Origin of the sequence: Pseudoalteromonas luteoviolacea NCIMB 1944 (genome assembly GCF_001625565.1) — a bacterium.
Taxonomy (GTDB): domain Bacteria; phylum Pseudomonadota; class Gammaproteobacteria; order Enterobacterales; family Alteromonadaceae; genus Pseudoalteromonas; species Pseudoalteromonas luteoviolacea_F.
In genome coordinates this window covers 81,903-101,903 of sequence record NZ_AUXS01000022.1, presented here as the reverse complement: position 1 = coordinate 101,903, position 20,001 = coordinate 81,903, and the positions used below count along the sequence as shown (strand labels likewise).

The window sequence follows — 20,001 nt, the reverse complement described above, 5'->3', positions numbered from 1 at the left end:
ACCATTCGGTCTAACTCATCACATCCTTACAACTTTATCTCTTGTTTATTTTTCCAACTCACTTTTATTCACCTTTTGCTACTATGACACTCTGGTCTGACCATTTTTATTTTTCTTTGCAATCAATTTTAATTGTATAAAGTTTAATCTGAATGGATGTCAAAAAAAGGACATTAAAAGTGATGAAAAGGTGTATTTTTGACAGCCGAGCTTGATTTTGGTAACTTAATGTCCAAATTTGGTATGACCAATTTACCTGACTGGTCTCAATATACTAAATAATTAAGTAAATATTGCTAAGTTTTAAAGACTTACGGTTTAACGTAGGGGCTTTATTTTTAGCTGGTGGATATAAAACCCAAATTGGCGTGTTATCAATGTCTTTGAAAATTAAAGCTGCGAAACTCTCGGATGTGATTTTAGAGCAACTGGAAAACATGATTTTAGAAGGATCATTGCTTCCAGGAGAAAAGCTTCCACCGGAACGAGAGCTTGCTAAGCAGTTTGAAGTATCCCGCCCGTCGTTACGAGAGGCGATTCAAAAACTCGAAGCCAAAGGGTTAGTGACACGTCGCCAAGGTGGTGGCACGTACGTCAAAAATCAGCTAGAAGAAGGCTTAACTGATCCGCTTTTTGACTTGATCAGTAAACACCCTGAGTCTCAGTTTGACTTACTTGAATTCCGTCATGCTCTTGAAGGAATTGCAGCGTATTACGCGGCACTTCGAGGCACCGACAATGATATGGATAAAGTCAAACAAAGTTATGACAACATTGCAGAGGTCGGGGATGATTTAGCCCTGAAAGCCAAAGCAATCAATGCATTTCATTTCACTGTAGCAGAAGCGTCACATAATGTGGTGTTACTGCATTTGGTGCGTGGGATGCAGTCATTACTTGAGCAAAATGTATTGCAAAACTTAACTGTATTGGTGCAAAAGTCAGACGTAAGCGAGCAGCTTGCGCAGCACCGTGCGGTATTGATGGACGCTGTGATCCAAGGGGATCCAGAAAAGGCAAGGCTTGCGAGTAACGCACACCTTGCTTTCATCGAAGAAGCATTACTAGAAGCGGGCAGAGAGCGCTCTCGTATTGAGCGAAGTCTGCGCCGTACCAAGCAGCAATAGTTAGGTAAATTCGGTCTTTTTAAGCAAAATCGGGCAATTATGCTCGATTGCGTCATTGACGCATTGAATAAATTTGCATTTAAAACATAAGGAACACTCCATATGTCTGAAGTCAATAAGTTTGACGTTGACGCGTTAGAAACCCAAGAGTGGTTACAAGCGCTTGAGTCAGTTGTAAAAGAAGAAGGCGTAGAACGCGCGCAATTCTTACTTGAGCAAGTGCTAGAGCAAGCCCGCCTAGATGGTGTGGATATGCCAACTGGTATCACTACGAACTATGTGAATACCATTCCGGCTGACCAAGAACCAGCTTACCCAGGTGATACCACGATTGAACGCCGTATCCGCTCTATCGTACGTTGGAATGCGATCATGATCGTACTTCGTGCGTCTAAAAAAGACCTAGAGTTAGGCGGCCACATGGCGTCTTACCAGTCTTCAGCAGCATTTTATGAAATGTGTTTCAACCACTTCTTCCGTGCACCAAACGAGAAGGATGGTGGTGATTTAGTTTATTACCAAGGTCATATTTCACCTGGCATCTACGCGCGTGCATTCTTAGAAGGTCGTTTAACTGAAGAGCAGTTAGACAACTTCCGTCAAGAAGTAGACGGTAAAGGTATTTCTTCATACCCACACCCTAAATTGATGCCTGAGTTCTGGCAGTTCCCAACAGTATCTATGGGTCTGGGTCCAATCGCATCAATCTATCAAGCTCGTTTCCTTAAGTACCTAGAAGGTCGAGGTCTGAAAGAGACCAACGATCAGCGCGTTTATGCGTTCCTAGGTGATGGTGAGATGGATGAGCCAGAATCACGCGGTGCAATTTCTTTCGCTGCGCGTGAGAAGCTAGATAACCTATGTTACCTGATCAACTGTAACCTACAGCGTCTTGACGGCCCAGTAATGGGTAACGGTAAGATCATTCAAGAACTTGAAGGCCTATTCAAAGGTGCTGGTTGGAACGTGATCAAAGTGGTTTGGGGCTCTGGTTGGGATACGCTACTTGCCAAAGACACAACGGGCAAGCTTCTTCAGCTGATGAACGAAACAATCGACGGTGATTACCAGACATATAAAGCCAAAGATGGCGCGTATGTACGTGAGCACTTCTTCGGTCGCTACCCTGAGACTGCAGCATTGGTTGCAGACATGACTGACGAAGAGATCTTCGCACTTAAACGTGGTGGTCATGAGCCTTCAAAACTTTTCGCTGCATTTAAAGCGGCGCAAGATGAAAAGGGTCGTCCAACGGTAATCCTAGCTAAGACTGTTAAAGGTTACGGCATGGGTGAAGCGGCTGAAGGTAAGAATATTGCACACCAAGTTAAGAAAATGGATATGTCTAGTGTTGAGCACTTACGCTCACGTCTAGGTCTAGAAGATCTGGTTTCTGACGAAGAAATTGCAAACTTACCGTACCTAACGCTTAAAGAAGGGTCGGCAGAGTACGAATACCTGCACTCACGTCGTAAAGCGCTACACGGTTACACGCCACAGCGTCTACCTAACTTCACACAAGCACTTGAGCTACCTAAACTTGAGCAGTTCAAACCGCTACTTGAAGAACAAAAGCGTGATATCTCAACCACAATGGGTTATGTACGTGCACTAAATATCTTGTTGAAAGACAAGGGTGTTGGTAAAAACATCGTACCTATCATTGCTGATGAAGCGCGTACTTTCGGTATGGAAGGTCTATTCCGTCAAATTGGTATTTATAACCCACACGGTCAGAACTACACGCCTCAGGATCGCGACATCGTTTCTTACTATAAAGAAGCAACGTCTGGTCAGGTACTACAAGAAGGTATCAACGAGCTTGGTGCAATGTCTTCATGGGTTGCTGCTGCAACTTCATACAGCACCAATGACTTACCGATGATCCCATTCTACATCTACTACTCTATGTTCGGTTTCCAACGTGTTGGCGACATGGCGTGGATGGCGGGTGACCAACAAGCACGTGGTTTCCTATTAGGGGCTACAGCAGGTCGTACAACGCTAAACGGTGAAGGTCTACAGCACGAAGATGGTCACTCGCACATTCAAGCGGGTACTATTCCTAACTGTATTTCTTACGACCCAACGTTCGTATTTGAAGTTGCGGTTATCTTGCAAGATGGTATCCGTCGTATGTACGGTCCAGAGCAAGAAAACGTGTTCTACTACCTAACGCTGATGAACGAAAACTATCACCAGCCAGCAATGCCTGAAGGCGCTGAAGAAGGTATCCGTAAAGGTATCTACAAGCTTGAGTCAAACGCAGGTGAGAAAGCACACGTACAACTTATGGGTTCAGGCACAATCTTGAACGAAGTACGTAAAGCGGGTGCAATCCTAAGCGAAGAATACGGCATTGGTTCAGATGTATTCTCTGTAACGTCATTCAATGAGCTTGCTCGTGACGGCCAAGACGCTGAGCGTTTCAACATGCTTAACCCAGAAGCCGATGCAAAAGTACCTTACATTGCAACTGTACTGGGCGAATCTCCAGCAATTGCCGCGACTGACTACATGAAGAACTATGCAGATCAAGTACGTGCATTCATGCCAAGTAGTTCATATAAAGTACTAGGTACTGACGGTTACGGTCGTTCAGACAGCCGTGAAAACCTACGTCGTCACTTCGAAGTGAACGCAGGTTATGTGGTTGTTGCTGCACTTAACGAACTTGCTCAACAGGGCAAGGTTGAAAAATCAGTTGTTGCTGACGCTATCAAGAAATTTGATATCGACACAACAAAAGCTAACCCACTTTACGCATAAGAGGCAAAAACATGTCAATTGAAATTCATGTTCCAGATATTGGTGCCGATGAGGTTGAAGTAACCGAGCTCCTAGTAAGCGTCGGTGACACGGTTGAAGTGGATCAGTCATTGATCACAGTTGAAGGCGATAAGGCTTCAATGGAAGTACCGGCAGCTGCTGCTGGTACTGTAAAAGAAATCAAAGTTGTTGAAGGCGATAAAGTTTCAACAGGCTCTTTGATTATGATTTTTGACGCAGCCGGTGCAGAAGCACCAGCTGCGGCACAAGCGCCTGCGGCTCCTGCTGCAGCGCCGGCACCTGCGGCTGCAGAGCTTAAAGAAGTGCACGTGCCTGATATCGGTGGCGACGAAGTTGAAGTCACTGAGATCATGGTTGCAGTGGGCGAAGCCGTTGAAGCTGACCAATCAATCTTAAACGTAGAAGGCGATAAGGCTTCTATGGAAGTACCGGCACCATTTGCTGGTACTGTGAAAGAAATCAAAGTGGAAGTTGGCGGTAAAGTGTCAACAGGTTCTTTGGTATTCGTATTTGAAGTTGCAGGCAGCGCGCCAGCAGCAGCGCCTGTTGAAGCAGCACCAGCGCCGGCAGCGGCACCTGCTGCGGTAGCAGAAGCGAAAGAAGTACACGTACCTGATATCGGCGGTGATGAAGTTGAAGTTACTGAAATCATGGTATCAGTAGGTGATTCAATCGAAGAAGAGCAATCTCTTATCACTGTAGAAGGCGATAAGGCTTCTATGGAAGTACCTGCACCGTTTGCAGGCACTGTGAAAGAGATCAAAGTAAATGCTGGCGATAAAGTATCGACAGGCTCTTTAATCTTCGTATTTGAAACTGCGGGCAGCGCACCTGCTGCGGCGCCAGTTTCAACACCAGCTGCGCCAGCGACGGCACCAGCAGCTCCTGCTGCAAAACCTGCTCCGGCAGCCGCACCTGCCTCAGCGCAAAAAGATGAATTTGTTGCGAACGATCAGTACGCACACGCATCACCTGTTGTACGCCGTCTAGCACGTGAGTTTGGTGTGAACCTAGCGCGCGTTAAAGCGACCGGCCGTAAGAACCGTGTTGTTAAAGAAGACGTTCAAAACTATGTGAAAGAGCTAGTTAAGCAAGTTGAATCTGGTCAGCTGCCTAAAGGTGGCAACACAGGTGGTGGCGAGCTTGGTCTAATTCCTTGGCCGAAAGTAGACTTCAGCAAGTTTGGTGAAGTTGAAGAGAAGAAGCTATCTCGTATTCAAAAGATCTCTGGTGCAAATCTACACCGTAACTGGGTACAAATCCCGCACGTTACACAGTTTGACGAAGCAGACATCACGACACTAGAAGCGTTCCGTAAAGAGCAAAATGTGCTGGCTGAGAAGAAGAAAATGGGTGTGAAAATCACGCCATTGGTCTTCGTGATGAAAGCAGCTGCAAAAGCACTTGAAGAGTTCCCAACGTTTAACTCTTCACTATCAGAAGACGGTGAGAGCCTAATTCTGAAGAAATACGTGAACATCGGTGTGGCGGTTGATACGCCAAATGGCTTGGTTGTTCCGGTATTCAAAGACGTGAACAAAAAAGGCATCATCGAACTTTCTCGTGAACTGATGGAAGTGTCTAAGAAAGCACGTGACGGTAAGCTGACTGCTGCTGACATGCAAGGCGGTTGTTTCACAATCTCGAGCCTTGGTGGTATCGGTGGTACGTCATTCACGCCAATCGTGAATGCGCCAGAAGTGGCTATCTTAGGTGTATCTAAGTCTGAGATGAAGCCGAAATGGAATGGTAAAGAGTTTGAGCCGCGCTTAATGGTGCCGCTAAGCTGTTCATACGACCACCGTGTAATTGACGGGGCGCTTGCAGCACGCTTTACTGTGACACTTGCAAACTACCTGAGCGATATTCGTCAGCTAGTGATGTAAGATGAATCAAAACCGCCCAACCTAAGTTGTGCGGTTTTGTTGTATTTTTAGTGTCCTGTCTGATAATTGGACGGGACATTAGTGAGTGCGAATGATACACTTTCGCGCACAAAAAACTCTCTCTGTTGGATTTGCCCTAATTTGGCGACCGGCAGGCAAATTGGGTGCGGATACTCAGTTGAGTAGAGTCCCGTTCGAATAATAGTTAAGGTAATAACATGAGCAACGAAATCAAAACTCAAGTTGTTGTACTAGGCGGTGGTCCTGGTGGTTACTCTGCAGCATTCCGTGCAGCAGACCTAGGTTTAGATGTTACATTGATTGAATCTCGCGATACCCTAGGTGGTGTTTGCTTGAACGTAGGTTGTATTCCTTCAAAAGCACTTCTTCACGTCGCTAAGGTTATCGACGATGCAGCTGAAATGGCTTCTCACGGTGTAACTTTCGGTGCTCCACAAATCGATTTAGATAAAATCCGTACTTGGAAAGAGTCTGTAATCGGTCAACTTACTGGCGGCCTAGCTGGTATGTCTAAAATGCGTAAAGTTAACGTAGTTAACGGTTACGGTAAATTCACAGGTTCTAACACTATCGCAGTTGAAGGCGCTGACGGCACTAAGACAGTGACGTTTGACAATGCAATCATCGCAGCAGGTTCACAACCAGTAAGCCTTCCGTTCATCCCACAAGATGAGCGTATCATTGATTCAACAGGTGCACTTGAGCTTAAAGACGTCCCTGGCAAACTACTTGTACTAGGTGGTGGTATCATCGGTCTTGAGATGGGTACTGTTTACCGTGCACTAGGTTCAGACATCGACGTTGTTGAATTTGCTGATCAGCTAGTACCTGCTGCTGACAAAGACATCATCAAGGTTTACCAGAAGTACGTTAAGAACAAGTTCAACGTGATGCTTTCTACTAAAGTAGTTGCGGTTGAAGCGAAAGAAGACGGTATCTACGTTTCATTCGAAGGTAAGCAAGCACCTGAAGGCCAAGTACGTTACGACAAAGTATTGGTTGCTGTTGGTCGTACACCAAACGGTAAGCTACTTGACGCTGACAAAGCGGGCGTTGCTGTTGACGAGCGTGGCTTCATCAACACTGACAAGCAAATGAAGACAAACGTTGATCACATCTTTGCGATTGGTGACATCGTTGGTCAGCCTATGCTTGCGCACAAAGCGGTACACGAAGCACACGTTGCTGCAGAAGTTATCTCTGGTAAGAAGCACTACTTCGATCCTAAGTGTATTCCTTCAATCGCTTACACAGATCCAGAAATTGCATGGGTTGGTGTAACTGAGAAAGAAGCGAAAGAGCAAGGTCTTAAGATCGAAACTGCGGTATTCCCATGGGCAGCTTCTGGTCGTGCAATCGCTTCAGCACGTACTGAAGGTCAAACTAAGCTTATCTTTGATAAAGAGTCAGGCCGTGTTATCGGTGGTGCAATGGTTGGTATCAATGCAGGCGAAATGCTTGGTGAGATCGGCCTAGCGGTAGAGATGGGTGCAGATGCAGAAGACGTAGCACTAACTATCCACGCTCACCCAACACTGAACGAGTCAATCGGTCTAGCTGCTGAAATCTTCGAAGGTTCAATCACTGACCTTCCAAACAAAAAAGCAGTTAAGAAGAAGTAATTGAGCTTCTCACTGATTTAGCAGTATTGCTACTAAAAACCCGGCTATTGCCGGGTTTTTTAATATGTGTGTATCGATGTTATACATTTATTCAGCTCACTCCAGCACAGCCGCGAGCATTGTTCTTTACGGCATTAGGTTGACATAAAAACCTTTATCTCTTTTATTGTAGATAAATAATCTCTTCTTCCTGAGCTTTGGAGTTCACAATCCAGCAGTTTAAACGTGTTGTTCAGAAGTCTAAATAGCCATCAACCGATAGCAGTTCAGCGAGTTAATGTATTAGACATCTACGGTTGTTCAGGCAGCTAGACTATCGTGTTGAGTTTTTCGGTGGGATCTTAGCACCATGGTTTTTCACTTGAGTATGGGCCGTACACGAACTCTTAATTTTTATCCCACACCTCCATTGCTATACGGGTTCACATACAGTTTCGATTAAGCCAGATACGTAACTGTTTGTGTTGATGTGCTTGCGATGACCTGTTCATTGAGGACGACAGTTATTGTTGGTGAAGAAGGCGATCTTAGAGGGATTAATTATTTGAAAAATAAGAAATTATAAATAGTAAAGATATGTTCAAGATAGGAATAAGAAGTATCAATATTTGAGGCTTCTTATGAATAGAACATATAATTTTTTATATTTATCTATTGCGACTTCTATAATTGTTATTGATATTTTTTAAACTTTTATAAGTTAAATTGTTAGTGGCTAATTTGTTGTTAGCCACTAAATAATTAATAATATAGAATTATATCTTTATTATTAATAACGTCTGCAAGGCGTTTCAAGATTGGTTTCGCCAATTGTGCCACTGGCACCTGCAACTGCATGAGTTTGCTCTTTACTTAAGTTCTTATTATTAGAAAGCTCTTTGATTTTATTTTTAGTTAATTTTAATTTCATTTTAATTGTCCTTTTAATGTTAATTAAACCAAGTTTGTGGTCGTTTTGAAGATAGTTTTTTTTGTTTGTTGTGTCAATGGTTTTATTTGGTTATGAATATTTTTATTTTATGCTGGTTTTAAGGTTTTATTTTAGTCGGTGAGGGTAATAAGTGAACCATTCATGTTTATAAAAAGTGGTAGAATAATTGCGCTATCAGTTGTAATCTTGGGTTGTAAAAAATAACCCCTTGTGTGCGGTATATGACTGTTTTAAGGGTGGAATATTTAAAATGAAGTCGTGGTTTTTATTGTGTTTACTTGATTAATATAAATTGTACCTATCGCTGCCATAAGCCGCTTTCATGGATTTACCTATGCCTATCTGAATATATAGGAGCTTTCTGCGAGTTCTTTTTATGGAGCTGTTGTCTTCGCGAAATTTTGTATCAAGTGTTCAATATAACAGATATTCCACTGCCCATTGACTTCTTACATGTTCTACTTATTCTTTTGCAGATATATAAACTGAGCTTGTGTCGTAGCGTGTATCTATCAGTTATTTAGTATTTTCTATGTGATAATTAACTGCTAGAACGAAAATAACCAACTATTCTTTTTCACAGAGTTTCTTTGGAGTGGTCTCACATATATCGTCATTCTGTATTCTATGTGGCTACTTCGTATACGTATGTTCAGAGTCTCGGTTATGGCTGTTTTTGAAATAACAATTTTTTGACCGATAGATGAGGAGTGTTTTTATCGGCTACATTTGTCTGGCACGCGATAGCATCTAATGTCACTAAGTGGACTCTAAAGTCGATTATTTCCAATAGGCCCGATGTAGCCGTAGTATCACTCGACTTTTTTATATTTTTCATTGCCTCATAGCCGAACTGACTTTTGATATAAATGGGATTATTATGAAGGTAGTTGAGAGCCTATTAGGATGACTCTAAGAACACTTTGTATTTTTCCTTCAACCGTAATGTGCTTTCTTTCCTATTTAACTTTTTCAGTTAAAAAACCTTAAGTGAAGTGCATCTGGCGTAATATTATTGATTGGTTGGGAGTAATCTTAAGTGTAGGTTTGTTCAGTTTAAATGGAGAGTGTTGTCTTAACTAGCTTAATCTATAATTGAATAAAGTGTCTCAGCCAAGAAAGTTCTGCTATATATTCTAGATAGCGATAATCGGTTACTGTTTTTATAAAAAAGTGTTTTATTTTTTTAGTTTTAATTTTCACTACTATATTTATTTTTCAAGTTCAGGACTAGTTGTTATTCTCATAAAGATTGATAAGAGTTCTAAATAGACATATTTTATGTTGTTTGGACCATGATTTATAGAGAAGTCAGCTAATTAGGACTGGTTTCATGGAAACCAGTCCAGGCTACTAGGTATTTATATAGTCAAAATAGCTTCAATTCGTTTCAACTTTAACTTATCCATTTCTGCTTTTATCGCAGGCCCTTTGGCACCTAATTCGATGACTTCCTGTGCTTTGACATTACTGGCCGCTTTATATGCTTTGTTAAGTTCAATGGTTTTGGCTGCGCAGTTATCATCAATGACGCGTGCAGTGCTGATAAATACACTTAAGCGCTCTGGACGACGCCATGCGTCTAGTTGATTTAGAATGGTCATGACCGTGTCTGCTTGCCAATCACTTGATTGCAGCAATGGTAAATTCGCTTGCAAGTCACGCAAGCTGTCGGCATAGATTTTTGGTATCTTATGAACTTGCTCGAGATTGTATTCGCTCAGATCTGCTTGATATTGCCAAAGGCTAAACGCAGATCTTAAATAGGTGTCATTAATCGGATCTAAGCGTTTAAGCTGATCTGACAATATACTTGCGGTATTTTGATCCCATTTAGTTTGCCAAGGTGTGACAAACGGTAGCGCATCTAGATCCTTGAGGACATTGGCGAATATGTGGATTGCGCCATCTTTGAGTGACTTTTCAATTTCCATCCATACGCGTTCTTTGGTGAGGGTTTTAAGCTCACCCGCTTGAACCATATTACTCATCAATGTCATGGTTTCATCGGCAATGGTAAAACCTAAATAGTGATAACGTGCAGCAAATCTTGCCACGCGCAAAATCCTAAGAGGATCTTCACTAAAGGCATCACTGACATGACGCAGGATCTTTTTGTCGAGATCGACTTTGCCATGGTAGGGATCGATCAAGTTACCTTGATCATCTTGTGCAATGGCATTCACTGTGAGGTCGCGGCGGATCAGATCATCTTCTAATGTAATGGTCGGTGCAAAGTCGCAAATAAAACCGGTATAACCCTGACCTTGTTTGCGCTCGGTGCGTGCCAAGGCGTGTTCATCTTTACTGTCTGGGTGTAAAAATACCGGGAAATCTTTGCCAACTTGTTGGTAGCCAAGTTTTAGCATATCCCGGATTGTTGCACCTACCACGACGTAGTCTCGCTCTAATATAGGCCTGCCGAGTAATTTATCTCTGACGGCACCACCGACCAAATACACCTTCATAGTCATCCTAATACTTCATTAATTCATTCTTTACTATGGCACTATCACCTTGAGTTTAAAATGTTTGTTCCTAAATTTGTGAAAAATTCAGGGACGATTAAGCAAACAATGTTTTAACTTAAAGTGATTTTTTGCCATTATAGGCAGCATTCTAACAATAAAGAGACAGATCGTGTATTTACGCTATTTTGGTTTAACGGAGAAACCGTTTTCAATTGCGCCGAATCCTGAGTTTCTATTTTTAAGTGATCGCCACAAAGAAGCGTTGGCACATTTAACCTATGGACTTGGCGATGCCGGTGGCTTTGTATTACTAACAGGGGAAGTGGGCACTGGAAAAACCACGGTGACCCGCAGCATGTTAGCGCAATTACCCGAATCCACTCAGGTCGCGTTTGTCTTAAATCCAGCATTATCAGAAATGGAATTGTTAGCGAGCATTTGTGACGAGCTACATATAGAATATGATGCAAAAGACGCAACACTTAAATCGTTAACTGACGTGATTAAAAAAAGGTTGCTGGATAATCATGAGCAAGGTGGCCACACCATGCTGATCATAGATGAAGCACAGCATCTTGCGGCAGAAGTGCTAGAGCAGCTTCGCTTGCTCACCAACTTAGAAACGGATCATAAAAAATTACTCCAAATAGTGCTTGTCGGGCAGCCTGAGCTGCAACAACTATTGCAGCGCAATGAGTTGCGCCAGCTGGCACAGCGCATCACCGCACGGTATCACTTATTACCATTGACGGAATCGCAAGTATTTTCATATATCAAACACAGGCTGAATAAAGCGGGATGTCAAAACCATTTATTTAGTAATGAGTCGATAGCTTATATCCACCAAGTTACAGCTGGGATCCCTAGGCTTATTAACTTACTGGCTGATCGCTGTCTGCTAGGTGCGTATTCAGCCCAGCAGCAAGAGATCAGCAAAGAAATTGCAGAGCAGGCGGCAAAAGAAGCCTTGCCACTGAATTTGATCCCAGAACAACAAACCAAAAAGCTCAATGTACCTGTATTAATTTCAGGTTGGGTGGCCGCCATGTTTGCATGCGGTTTTGGTCTTTCATATTTATTTTAATGGTGTGTCATGTCTTATCTTGTTAATGCATTAAAACAATCACAACAACAGTCAAAATCTGAGCAAGACTATGTACAAGCACGTCAATCAGCACAGGTGGCTTTTTATAAACGTTTAAGTCTCGGTCTTGGTGGTGGGCTTATTAGTGTTTGCGCATTAAGTGCTGGCTACTTTTTAGGACAAGCGGTACAAGCACCTGAAGAAGCGCAGCAAGCCGTGGCTACACAAGTGGCTGAAGATGATAAATCCACCGCCACAGAGCAACCAGCAACGAAAACTGCGGACAATGTCGAGAACACAGAGGCTACCCCTGATACTACAGTGGCCTCTGCCGTTACACCTGCTGTTGTGCCTGCTATACCAGTGGCCAACCAAGTTCAGCAGCCTGTGCTTATGCAGCAACCTGTGGTTCAAGGCGTGGTGAACAACCAGATCCATTATCAGTGGATGTCGGTACAGGTTGGCTTTGACGCCAGTGGGAGAGCTGTGTACTCACAGCAATTGGTACCAGTTAATAGCCAAGGGCAAATTGTAAACGTACCAGTGCAAAGTCAAGTACCACAAGTACAACAATATGCGACGGCCGGGCAGTTTGTACAGCCTAATATGACTTACCCACAGCAGTCGATGGTGGCAGCAAATAACGGCCAAACGTACAATCCAAACATGGCTCAGCAGTATACAAATAACCCACAAGTTAACCAGTTTAATGGGACGCAAAACGTCCAAGAAGATGAGTTGGCTGGTGTGTCAGATGAACTAAAACAAGCATTTGCAGCGGCTGTAGAAGAAACACGACCAGCATTTACTGTGAACTCTGGTGACGAGGAAGATGTGGTATCGAGCAGTAGAGATACTGCACATGCCACGCCTGTTGAGCTGTTACCACCAAAATTACAAAACAGCATTCCTTCTTTGCGCTATCAAGCTCATATTTATGCGACCGAGCCAGAGAAGCGCTGGATAAAATTAAACAACCGAGAGTTATACGAAGGGGATAATCTTGGGGCATTGACGATTGTTGAGATCACACCAGAGCAAGCTCTTTTTGATTTTGACGGGATTGAATTTACCTTGAATGCAATGCAGGACTGGATCCCATAACTCAGTCACTGTGTGGGCACCTTAGCGCCGAAAGTCGGTCGCTAAGGTAGCATCGAGTGACGGAAAAACTTAATTAAATCAAGCCCAAACTCTTCAGGCTTAACTGCGGCTTCTAACTCATCATCAACACGTTTATCGCTCAAGTCGATATCTCTCACTTCAACATGGAACATGTTTTTCGCGTTATAAAATACTTTGACTACAGGCTGTAAAGGAGAGTCCGGGTTGCTGGCTGCGACAATGCCGACTCGGTGGCTTTTAAGCTTGACGAGTGTGCCGACAGGGTACATGCCAATACAGTGAATAAACTGATTAAGTAGGTTCTCATCAAATTCATGTGGACAGCCATCTTTGAGTTTTCTAAACGCTTTTATCGGCGCCATACCAACTTTGTAGACTCTGTCAGCGGTAAGTGCATCGTAAACATCGACTATTGAGATCATGCGAACGTATTGAGATAACTCCTCGCCTTTTTTTGCATAAGGGTAACCTGTGCCATTTAATCGTTCATGATGAAAGCCAGCGATTTCTGAGGCGATGTCACCGAGCCCACTGTCTTTAACAATATCGTGGCTGAATTTGGCATGCTCGCGCATAATGGCGAATTCGTTTTCACTGAGTTTGTCTGGCTTTTGGAGTATTTCGTCAGGTATTTTGATTTTGCCAATATCATGCAACAGCGCACCAGTGGCCAACTCTTCAATGAGTGTACGCTCAAAGCCTAGGTGTTTCGCGAAGATGCTCATTAAAATAGAGACATTCAGGGAGTGTTCTAACAAATAGCCATCTTTTTCACGGATCCGCGCAATACAGGCTAGAGCATCTTGGTTTCTAAAGACCGAATCAATAAATCCTGAAGCCGTTGCTTTAAAGTCCGCAACATCGATTTTGCGCCCTTCTTTGATATCTAAAAAGGTTTTCTCTTGGAGCTGTTTCGCCTGTTCATACATCTGCACTGCATGACCAAGCTCAGCTTCAACAGGCACTGATTTATGCCATGGATCCTGTTTAGGTGCTTCGGTGATCTCTTCGACCGTTTCTGTTTCAGGTTGAGATTGATCCAGTGTTTTATCGGGATCTATTTCAACTTCTAATACACCTGAGTTGATCAGGTTATTGATCCCTTTTTCATTTCTGACCCAACCCTGATTTTTTACACGAACATGTCCGGCTTGTTTGATCACGCCAACAACAAACATACCAGGTTGTAAATCTTTGATATTTATTGTTTTCACAGTATAAAAATCCCCCTGTAGAGAATTTAAGCTTAGCAAATGGATGTAAAAATGAAAGGGAGAAAAGTGTTCAGATCTTAATATGATAACGGCAAGTGATCGCTTATAAAGTAGTTGCATTTACCAGCATTTGTTTGCAAGCTGGTATGACTTTTTCAACTTAATAATAATAACCTTATGAAAACATTGCTCACATCAATGGCGTTATTGTGTTGCGCCAATCAGGTTATCGCCAGTGATTTAGAATCTGCGGTTAGTTTATCGCTGCCAAAATTAGAACAACTTTATCTCCATCTCCACCAAAACCCTGAATTATCGTTGCAAGAGAAAAACACCGGAGCGCGCTTGGCGCAGGAGCTCAGACAGCTCGGGTTTGATGTAACAGATCGCGTTGGCGGATATGGTGTAGTTGGTCTGTTCAAAAATGGACAGGGGCCGACCGTGATGATCCGTGCAGACACCGATGCTCTACCAATCATAGAACAAACAGGCAAGTCATATGCCTCTAAAATCAGGGTGCAGGATGCAAACAACAATACGGTAGGCGTGATGCATGGGTGTGGTCATGATATCCATATGACTAGCTTTATTGGTGCAGCTGAGCAGTTGATAAAGAATAAACACCAGTGGAAGGGCACCTTGATGATGGTGGCTCAGCCAGCAGAAGAAGTTGGCGCAGGTGCCAAGGCAATGTTAAAAGAGGGGCTATTTAGCAAGTTTGCCAAACCAGATCATGTGTTAGGCTTGCATGTCAGTGCATCATTACCTGCTGGTAAAGTAGCTATCTCTCCTGGTTATGCGCTTGCCAATGTCGACTCAGTGGATATTACTGTAAAAGGGCAAGGTGGTCACGGAGCTTACCCCCACACAACAATTGATCCTGTGGTACTTGCTTCTCGTATTGTGCTTGGGATCCAGACCATCACAAGTCGAGAGATCTCGCCGCTGAAACCTTCAGTGATCACGGTAGGATCAATACATGGCGGATCTAAGCACAATATTATTTCTAATGAAGTAAAGCTGCAATTAACTTTACGATCTTACGACAGAGAAGTGAGAGATCAGCAAATAGCCGCGCTAAAACGGTTAACACAAGGGGTGGCCATCAGTGCTGGATTACCCGCAGATAAAGCGCCTGTAGTGTATGTGCATGAATCTGAAAGCATTCCATCCACATACAATGATCCTGCGCTTGCTAATGCTGTAACAGCCAGTATCAAAAACGAGTTAGGTGAAGAGAATGTTGTCAAAGCGGATCCTGTTATGGCGGGTGAAGACTTTGGTTTGTTTGGGCGCACCACAGAAAATGTGCCGATCACTATCTTTTGGCTAGGCGGTGTAAACCCGCAGGATTATGCAGCGGCGCAAAAAAATGGCACCGTTTTGCCGTCACTGCACTCAAGCAAATTTGCACCAGACTACCCGCTGGCTTTAAAAACGGGCGTGCGTGCAATGACTGCCAGTGCGCTAGATCTATTTAATCAATAACTATAAATGCCGACCGGATCCTAAAACGGATCCGGTGCATTAAACTGCATCATTTCGCCGCTGACAGGGTGGCAGATCTCAAGCATTTGTGCATGTAATTGTAGCCTATTTGCCGCTTTCAGCGCATCTCCTTGGGCATAAAGTCTATCGCCTAGAATCACATGTCCAAGGGATTGCATATGCACGCGTAGCTGATGGGAGCGTCCCGTGATAGGTGTTAGAGAAACGCGTGTCGCCAGTGGTTCATATTCAAGTACTTCAAAGTGCGTCAGTGAGGGCTTGCCCGATTCGTGGCAAACCATTTGTTTGGGGCGGTTGGGCCAGTCACAGGTTAAGGGTAAATCGACAGAGCCATGCTTGGACTCTAATTTACCAAATACACGTGCGACGTAACGCTTTTTAGTGAGCCTGTCTTGAAACTGGATACTTAAAAAACGATGGGCTTCTTTGTGCATTGCTAAACACAGTACACCAGAGGTTGCCATATCCAAGCGATGGACAATTTTTGCGTTTGGAAAAACGCGATTAACGCGATTAATTACGCTGTCCGCATGCTTTGGATCTTTGCCGGGGACGGTTAACAAGCCGCTTGGTTTATTGATCACCAACATATGTTCATCTTGATATAAAATTTCAAGATAGGGATCGGTAGGCGGATTGTAATTTAAAAGCACAGCAAAATTCCAAAAGAGATCAAAACGGGCATATTCTAACTGCCTATGCTCGAAAGGCCAAGTAAGGGGACTAGCTACTTGGCACAATGGTTACTTCTATACCAAGCGCTTGGATATTGGCTTGAACATCTGGGCGCACACCGACATCAGTAATAACATGATGGATCTTCTGTGCAGGCACGATTTGAAAAGTCATGGTTTTATCTAATTTATCATGGGGGCCCATAAGTATGGTGCGATCAGCTTGCTCGATCGTTGCTCTGAGTACTTCCGCCTCTTCCAAATAACTCACACAGAAACCGTGTTTTACATGAAACGCGCAGATCCCCATAAAGACTAAATCAAAACGAATTTGCTTGATCATCTCGATGGCTGAATTTCCGACTGTACGCATTGCTGGTTTAAACATTCTTCCACCAATTTGTATTACTTGTACTTGGGGGTGTTGCATGAGATCTTGAACAATTAAAGGGCAGCCTGTGACGACAGTTAAAGGTAGGTTTGCGGGTAAATTTTGCGCCAAATAACGACAGGTTTCTCCCGAATCAATCACAATAGTTTGGCCCGCTTCAAGCATATCGAGTGCGGGTTTTAAAAAACGCTTTTTTGATGGATCTGGTGTACTTAACCTATCGAAATAATCCGGCGTGTCTTCCTGTAAAACCAAGGCGCCACCATGAACACGGCGCAGCAGCTTAAGTTCACCCAACTTGTTAAGATCGCGCCTGATCGTATCTTCACTTACGGCCAGTGTTTTGGCTAGTTCTACCGAAGTGATCCTGCCATGCAGGGTGAGTTGGTCTAAGATCAATTGATGTCGTTCAGCGAGTAGCATTTTGCATGTTCCTGCGTTTTTTTGCCGAATTTTACTTGATCTAATTGGGATCGCAAGCGTATTATTTGCTTGTTGTTGCATATTTTTACGTTTTTTTTGTTTTGTTTGCATGTTTTTGCATTTTTTAAGGAGGAGGTATGGAGTTGTTTTGTGACTTATCTAACTATCGAGGCATTATCTTTGATATGGATGGAACGTTAGTTGATTCTGATAAAGCCATAGCGAAAGCCATTGCACCTTGGTGTCAGATGCATCATCTGGACTTAGAAACTGTGCTTAAAGACGGTCGTGGTGTACGGTTTGAAGATTATATCCGCCAGCATTTACCTCACTTGGACATTCATCAGGAAACCAAGAATTTAGAAGGCGCAGAGGCCACATTTTCCGCATATGTATGCGAAATTGCTGGAGCCGGGAGGTTTATCACCCATTTGCACGAACGACAAATACCTTGGGTATTGGCAACGTCAGCGGATCGGGAGAATGCGCTTCAGCGCATGCAACACTGTGGTTTACCAAAGCCGCCATATTTAGTGGGGGCTGAAGATGTGCAAAATGGTAAACCTGATCCAGAGCCGTTTATTAGCGCAGCTAAAAAATTGGGTTTACCTTGCCGAGATTGTTTAGTGTTTGAAGACTCTGATGCTGGTGTACAAGGGGCATTGGCCGCCGGGTGTGACGTGGTGGTGGTAGGGCGGTTTTGCCAGTTGGAGCATCCAAACATTGTGGCGAGAGTTATAGATTATTGCTGTTGGAATACCGAGTTGTCACAGGGGAAACAAGCATGTTGAAGGCAGTTTGGAGCCATTTATTGACAAGTAATGAGCGCTATTGGGATTTCGCCGGAATTTTATTTGGTGGGATAGGTGCATTTGCTTTACTTGGACAGTTGCTCAATGAAATAAATCGTCACGGTGAAAGCACATTGTCGATGACATTTTTATTTGGGTACGTTGTTGTATTTATGTTTTGGTTACTCTATGGGGTCCGCTTTAAACGGCCTGCCATTGTCTTGACTAATTTAGCCTGCCTAGCACTGCAATCAATGATAGTTGTTGTGGTCATTGGTTAGAAAAGTGGGGACACATGATGTCCCCATATGTTCTTAGTTAGCAGCTGGGTAGGGGCCAGCGTCATGAGCAAATTTAAATACAGCTTGTCGACCTGTCGCACAGCTTTCACCTGGCTGATATTGGCAGACTGAGAGGCCATCTCGGGCAAACTTGGTTATTTCAAAAATGTTTTCTTGTTGGTTAATCAGCGTGTGCAGGTTGCCATCAATGAAAGAGAAGGTACCGGTGCCCGCAGGTGATTTAACTCGGTTAACAACCTCCCCATTTTCATCAGGAAATCGACTGAATACGTAAGCTTCTTTTTGTGCTTCATACTCTAGGGTCATTGGGGTGTTTGAAAAGATGTTTCTTGAGAAATCTTGTATGCCAAACTCTTCATCATACTCGATTTTTAATATCCATTTACCTTGCATCTTCAGAGGACCTTGGGGATAAAATTCAGAGCTAAAATGATGTGCAACATAAAGTGTATTGCCTTTTTTTGCGAGTAATTCATAGAAGAATTCACAACTAACATAGCAGCTATTATCAGGACAATTTAATACGACACCTTGTTCTGGGTGTTCTAGTTTTTCCCTGACAAGCTGACCAAGGTGGTTGAGTTCCCACTTTGACGCCGTATTGGCGACACTTGCAACCGCAATTTGGTCAGGGTAGTAGTCATGAAAACGTCCAGAAGCCTTGCGCCATTGACCAATGATTTGCTCGTAAGTGAGCGCGAGATCCTGTTTTTCGATCATGTAGCCACTGATCCACTTGGCTTGTTTTGATTCTTTATTTACGTGTTTTGCGACAAAACGTAGCCCGATGTCGTCAATGTATTCAAATACGCGTAGCACAACTTTCATGGGCTCATTGTTACGCTGATAATTAAGAATGAGCTTTTTCCCTTTCAGCTTCCATGTTAGGTCACTCTGTGTGTTGTCCCAATGTTGTACAATTCCAGTGCCTTTGTCATGAAAAGTGACCGAAGCTGAGCTGTTGCTTTTAAACCAAGGAGTATCAGCATGTGTTACTTCATCAATATTTGCGATTTCCCAAGTTTTATTTACCAGTTGTGATTGCCACCTTTTCAGCTGGCGTTGTTTTACTAACAGCGCTTCACCTGAGATCGTATAGGTATCAACGACCTCTTGTGTTTCTTTATGCCAAACCTGAAAGTGTTGTGTGTAGGGGCTTTGTTGTTGTGTTTTTGAATTGAAGCTTAACCCTGTTAACTGGTGTATATAGGTTTCATTCTCGGACAATTGTATTTCGAATTGATTTTGCGGCTGAGAAAGTTGCGCCATGATTTGTTGTTGAGGTTGCCACTGCCACTGGGCGGATACTTGAAAGTCGCCTGATACAAGGACTTGATTGTTAGGTTTAAAGCTTAATTTATAGGTCTGATCTGTGCCTGCACTATCGATTATAAAATAGTTTCCAATGGGCGAGGTGCTTTTGGCTGCATATGTTTGCATAGATACTGTGGCCAGCATGAGAAGGCTGAGCATAAAAAGTGAGGTTATTATTCTTATCTTCATAGTCATTTCCTTGATTGTATAAATCTTGACCAAGTTACCAAGCTTTTAAATCATACACAATAACTATATTTTCTGTATGAATTTAATAATAAATAATGGGTTTTTTGGCTGTTGAGAGGGGGGATAGGCAGTAAAGC

15 protein-coding genes are annotated in these 20,001 nt (G+C 43.2%); 9 read left to right on the top strand and 6 right to left on the bottom strand.

All coding sequences use genetic code 11. The annotated features are described in order from the left end of the window. Positions 1–377: 377 nt before the first annotated feature. From pdhR to lpdA, 4 genes are all read left to right on the top strand, one after another. A complete protein-coding gene (gene pdhR, locus N483_RS08610; protein ID WP_036976862.1) occupies positions 378–1,127 on the top strand; it encodes a pyruvate dehydrogenase complex transcriptional repressor PdhR in 750 nt (249 codons plus the stop codon). A gap of 102 nt (positions 1,128–1,229) precedes the next feature. Continuing rightward, positions 1,230–3,896, top strand: coding sequence for a pyruvate dehydrogenase (acetyl-transferring), homodimeric type (gene aceE / locus N483_RS08605; RefSeq protein ID WP_023400799.1), 2,667 nt, complete (start codon positions 1,230–1,232; stop codon positions 3,894–3,896). 11 nt (positions 3,897–3,907) lie between these two features. Then, positions 3,908–5,803 (top strand): pyruvate dehydrogenase complex dihydrolipoyllysine-residue acetyltransferase, encoded by a 1,896-nt coding sequence (gene aceF, locus N483_RS08600; RefSeq protein WP_023400800.1) that lies wholly within the window; start codon positions 3,908–3,910, stop codon positions 5,801–5,803. Between the two features lie 218 nt (positions 5,804–6,021). Then, positions 6,022–7,446 (top strand): dihydrolipoyl dehydrogenase, encoded by a 1,425-nt coding sequence (gene lpdA / locus N483_RS08595; RefSeq protein ID WP_023400801.1) that lies wholly within the window; start codon positions 6,022–6,024, stop codon positions 7,444–7,446. Between the two features lie 769 nt (positions 7,447–8,215). On the opposite strand, the gene N483_RS26905 is transcribed toward lpdA, so the two are convergent. Beyond that, positions 8,216–8,356: a hypothetical protein gene (locus tag N483_RS26905; RefSeq protein ID WP_023400802.1), complete on the bottom strand. Its 141-nt coding sequence runs from the start codon at positions 8,354–8,356 to the stop codon at positions 8,216–8,218. Positions 8,357–9,738: 1,382 nt separating this feature from the next. Next, positions 9,739–10,845, bottom strand: coding sequence for a tRNA nucleotidyltransferase/poly(A) polymerase (locus N483_RS08590; RefSeq protein WP_023400803.1), 1,107 nt, complete (start codon positions 10,843–10,845; stop codon positions 9,739–9,741). A 172-nt stretch (positions 10,846–11,017) separates the two neighbouring features. Between N483_RS08590 and N483_RS08585 the strand changes: the two genes are divergently transcribed. Both N483_RS08585 and N483_RS08580 read left to right on the top strand, forming a co-directional pair. Continuing rightward, complete coding sequence (locus N483_RS08585; protein WP_023400804.1) at positions 11,018–11,932, top strand: ExeA family protein; 915 nt, start codon at positions 11,018–11,020, stop codon at positions 11,930–11,932. A gap of 9 nt (positions 11,933–11,941) precedes the next feature. Next, positions 11,942–13,036 (top strand): general secretion pathway protein GspB, encoded by a 1,095-nt coding sequence (locus tag N483_RS08580; RefSeq protein WP_023400805.1) that lies wholly within the window; start codon positions 11,942–11,944, stop codon positions 13,034–13,036. Positions 13,037–13,077: 41 nt separating this feature from the next. Here N483_RS08580 and N483_RS08575 read toward each other — a convergent pair whose 3' ends face one another. Then, the gene (locus N483_RS08575) at positions 13,078–14,271 is read right to left on the bottom strand and encodes an HD-GYP domain-containing protein (protein ID WP_036976880.1); all 1,194 of its coding nucleotides are present in this window, start codon (positions 14,269–14,271) and stop codon (positions 13,078–13,080) included. Positions 14,272–14,469: 198 nt separating this feature from the next. Here N483_RS08575 and N483_RS08570 point away from each other — a divergent pair, with 198 nt between their 5' ends. Continuing rightward, entirely contained in the window at positions 14,470–15,759 is a 1,290-nt protein-coding gene (locus tag N483_RS08570; RefSeq protein ID WP_023400807.1) for an amidohydrolase, read from the top strand. Between the two features lie 20 nt (positions 15,760–15,779). On the opposite strand, the gene rluA is transcribed toward N483_RS08570, so the two are convergent. Beyond that, positions 15,780–16,433 (bottom strand): bifunctional tRNA pseudouridine(32) synthase/23S rRNA pseudouridine(746) synthase RluA, encoded by a 654-nt coding sequence (rluA, locus tag N483_RS08565; protein ID WP_023400808.1) that lies wholly within the window; start codon positions 16,431–16,433, stop codon positions 15,780–15,782. Positions 16,434–16,503: 70 nt separating this feature from the next. Next, entirely contained in the window at positions 16,504–17,379 is an 876-nt protein-coding gene (locus tag N483_RS08560) for a DeoR/GlpR family DNA-binding transcription regulator (RefSeq protein ID WP_231105432.1), read from the bottom strand. Between the two features lie 26 nt (positions 17,380–17,405). Between N483_RS08560 and N483_RS08555 the strand changes: the two genes are divergently transcribed. Together N483_RS08555 and N483_RS08550 are read left to right on the top strand one after the other, a co-directional pair. Then, the gene (locus tag N483_RS08555; protein ID WP_023400810.1) at positions 17,406–18,059 is read left to right on the top strand and encodes an HAD-IA family hydrolase; all 654 of its coding nucleotides are present in this window, start codon (positions 17,406–17,408) and stop codon (positions 18,057–18,059) included. Further along, positions 18,053–18,340 (top strand): hypothetical protein, encoded by a 288-nt coding sequence (locus N483_RS08550; RefSeq protein WP_036976864.1) that lies wholly within the window; start codon positions 18,053–18,055, stop codon positions 18,338–18,340. The genes N483_RS08555 and N483_RS08550 overlap by 7 nt, the downstream gene beginning before the upstream one ends. Before the next feature lie 33 nt (positions 18,341–18,373). Here the strand turns inward: N483_RS08550 and N483_RS08545 are convergent, their stop codons facing one another. Next, complete coding sequence (locus N483_RS08545; protein ID WP_023400812.1) at positions 18,374–19,864, bottom strand: hypothetical protein; 1,491 nt, start codon at positions 19,862–19,864, stop codon at positions 18,374–18,376. Between the last annotated feature and the right edge of the window lie 137 nt (positions 19,865–20,001).

Excerpts from the sequence above, each read along its gene's own strand:
- pdhR (WP_036976862.1), top strand. The coding sequence starts at position 378 with ATGTCTTTGAAAATTAAAGCTGCGAAACTCTCGGATGTGATTTTAGAG.
- aceE (WP_023400799.1), top strand. The coding sequence starts at position 1,230 with ATGTCTGAAGTCAATAAGTTTGACGTTGACGCGTTAGAAACCCAAGAG.
- aceF (WP_023400800.1), top strand. The coding sequence starts at position 3,908 with ATGTCAATTGAAATTCATGTTCCAGATATTGGTGCCGATGAGGTTGAA.
- lpdA (WP_023400801.1), top strand. The coding sequence starts at position 6,022 with ATGAGCAACGAAATCAAAACTCAAGTTGTTGTACTAGGCGGTGGTCCT.
- N483_RS26905 (WP_023400802.1), bottom strand. The coding sequence starts at position 8,356 with ATGAAATTAAAATTAACTAAAAATAAAATCAAAGAGCTTTCTAATAAT.
- N483_RS08590 (WP_023400803.1), bottom strand. The coding sequence starts at position 10,845 with ATGAAGGTGTATTTGGTCGGTGGTGCCGTCAGAGATAAATTACTCGGC.
- N483_RS08580 (WP_023400805.1), top strand. The coding sequence starts at position 11,942 with ATGTCTTATCTTGTTAATGCATTAAAACAATCACAACAACAGTCAAAA.
- N483_RS08570 (WP_023400807.1), top strand. The coding sequence starts at position 14,470 with ATGGCGTTATTGTGTTGCGCCAATCAGGTTATCGCCAGTGATTTAGAA.
- N483_RS08560 (WP_231105432.1), bottom strand. The coding sequence starts at position 17,379 with ATGCAAACAAAACAAAAAAAACGTAAAAATATGCAACAACAAGCAAAT.
- N483_RS08555 (WP_023400810.1), top strand. The coding sequence starts at position 17,406 with ATGGAGTTGTTTTGTGACTTATCTAACTATCGAGGCATTATCTTTGAT.
- N483_RS08550 (WP_036976864.1), top strand. The coding sequence starts at position 18,053 with ATGTTGAAGGCAGTTTGGAGCCATTTATTGACAAGTAATGAGCGCTAT.
- N483_RS08545 (WP_023400812.1), bottom strand. The coding sequence starts at position 19,864 with ATGAAGATAAGAATAATAACCTCACTTTTTATGCTCAGCCTTCTCATG.